1 protein-coding gene and 2 pseudogenes are annotated in these 2,344 nt (G+C 75.6%); all 3 read left to right on the forward strand.

The features are described from left to right. Positions 1-205, forward strand: a pseudogene (locus DY240_RS23155) (GNAT family N-acetyltransferase); the annotation flags it as partial. Beyond that, positions 202-1,314 (forward strand): o-succinylbenzoate synthase, encoded by a 1,113-nt coding sequence (gene menC / locus DY240_RS23160; RefSeq protein WP_199702156.1) that lies wholly within the window; start codon positions 202-204, stop codon positions 1,312-1,314. The pseudogene DY240_RS23155 and the gene menC, both read left to right, overlap by 4 nt. A 106-nt stretch (positions 1,315-1,420) precedes the next feature. Beyond that, positions 1,421-2,344: pseudogene (locus tag DY240_RS23165) on the forward strand (PucR family transcriptional regulator); the annotation flags it as partial.

A 2,344-nucleotide genomic window follows, 5' to 3' on the forward strand; every position in this document is an offset into this window, starting at 1 on the left:
GCCGCGCTCGGCGTGGGCGCGGGCGCCGCGGCTGCTGGTCGCGACGCCGCCGGACATCGAGGCGCTGCGCGGCACCGACCCGGGGACCGCCCGGCAGTGGCGCGCGGCCATGCGCGACGTGCTCGGCGGCGTGCTCGCCGAGGGCGCGCGGGTGACCGGGTTCACCCGGTCCGGGACGTACGTCGTGGAGAGGACGGACGCGTGAAGATCACCGGGTTCGAGCTGCGCCGCATCGCGATGCCGCTGGTGGCGCCGTTCCGCACGTCGTTCGGCATCGAGACCGCGCGCGACGTGCTGCTGGTGCGCGCCGCGACGCCCGACGGCGACGGCTGGGGCGAGTGCGTCGCGATGAGCGAGCCGCTCTACTCGCCGGAGTACGCCGACGGCGCGGCGCAGGTCATCGAGCGGTTCCTGGCGCCGCGGTTGTTCGCCGCCGGCGACCTGGGGCCGCTGGACGTCGCGCGGCTGCTGGAGCCGGTGCGCGGGCACCGGATGGCGAAGGCGGCGCTGGAGACGGCGGTGCTGGACGCCTGGCTGCGGGCGCGCGGCGAGTCGTTCGGGTCGTACCTCGGGGCCGTGCGCGACCGCGTGCCCGCCGGCGTCTCCGTCGGGATCATGGACTCGATTCCGGCGCTGATCGATGCCGTCGCCGGCTACCTCGACCAGGGCTACCTGCGGATCAAGCTGAAGATCGAGCCCGGCTGGGACGTCGAGCCGGTGCGCGCGGTGCGCGAGCGCTTCGGCGACGACCTGCTGCTGCAGGTCGACGCGAACGCCGCCTACACGCTGGCCGACGCGCGCGTCCTGGCCGCGCTCGACGGCTTCGGCCTCCTGCTGATCGAGCAGCCGCTGGCCGAGGACGACCTGCGTCAGCACGCGGCGTTGGCGGGAATGATCAGGACGCCGATCTGCCTGGACGAGTCGATCGAGTCGGCCAAGGACGCCGCCGACGCGCTGCTCCTGGGCGCCTGCCGCATCATCAACGTCAAGCCCGGCCGGGTGGGCGGGTATCTGGAGGCGCGGCGCATCCACGACCTCGCGCAGGCCCACGGCGCCGCCGTCTGGTGCGGCGGGATGCTCGAGACCGGGCTGGGCCGGGCGGCCAACGTCGCGCTGGCCGCGCTGCCCGGGTTCACGCTGCCCGGCGACACGTCGGCGTCGAACCGCTACTTCGCCCAGGACGTCACGGAGCCGTTCGTGCTCGGGCCGGACGGCCACGTGGCGGTGCCGTCCGGTCCGGGCCTCGGCGTCGAGCCGCTGCCGGACGTGCTGGCCGCCCTGACGACGTCGACCACCTGGCTCCCGGCCGGCTGAGCGGCCCGCCGACGTTCGTCTGAGCCCACCAACGAGGCCGCGCGGATTGTAGAGTTCGACGAACTCCTGCCCGTCGTCTCCGTGCTTGGGTTCAGAGGTGTTGCGCATGACCCTGCGACCGCGGGCCACGCTCGGCCGCGTGCTCGACGACCTGGGGTCGACGCTGCTCGAGGTCGTGGCGGGGCGGGTCGACCCGGGCCGGTCCGTGGGCGGGGTGGTGATCCACGACCCGCTCGACCCGCCGGCCATGCCCGCCGACGCGCTGGTGCTGGGGGTCGGGCTGGCGGCATCGGCCGAGATCGCCGACGTCGTGCGCGCGGTGGCCGCCGAGGGCGCCGTCGGGCTGGTGCTGCGGGTCCCCGTCGACATCGACGCCGACGTGCGGCAGGCGGTCGCCGAGGAGGGGCTGGTGCTGTTCGGCCTGACCCGCGGCGCCTCGTGGGCGCAGGTGGCGGCCCTGCTGCGCAGCCTCCTGGCGCTGGACGACCTCGGCGGGGTCGACGACCAGACGCTGGCCGGCACCGGGGCGGGCGACCTGTTCGCGCTGGCCGGCGCGGTCTCGGCGCTGCTGGACGCGCCGCTGACGATCGAGGACCTCAACTCCCGGGTCATCGCGTTCTCCGCCGACCAGGACCGCGCCGACGAGTCGCGCAAAGAGACCGTCCTCGGCCGCCAGGTGCCCGAGCGCTACCTGCGCGAGCTGGAGCGGCGGGGCGCATTCCGCGCGCTGTACTCGTCGGACCGGCCGGTGTACCTGCCGGAGATCGACGGCGCGGAGCTGCCGCGGGTGGCGATCCGGGTCCGGGCCGGCGACGAGATCCTCGGTTCCATGTGGGCGGCGGTGAAGGAGCCGCTGAGCGCCGAGCGCGAGCAGGCCTTCGTCGACGCCGCCAAGCTGGTCGCGCTGCACATGCTGCGCCACCGCGCCGGCGCCGACGTCGAGCGGCGGCTGCGCGCGGAGCTGGTCGCGACGGTGCTGGAAGGCGGGCCCGCGGCCGGCGACGCGGCCAGCCGGCTCGGCCTGGCCGGC

This window comes from Jiangella rhizosphaerae, from assembly GCF_003579925.1.
In the GTDB taxonomy this organism is placed as follows: Bacteria; Actinomycetota; Actinomycetes; order Jiangellales; family Jiangellaceae; genus Jiangella; species Jiangella rhizosphaerae.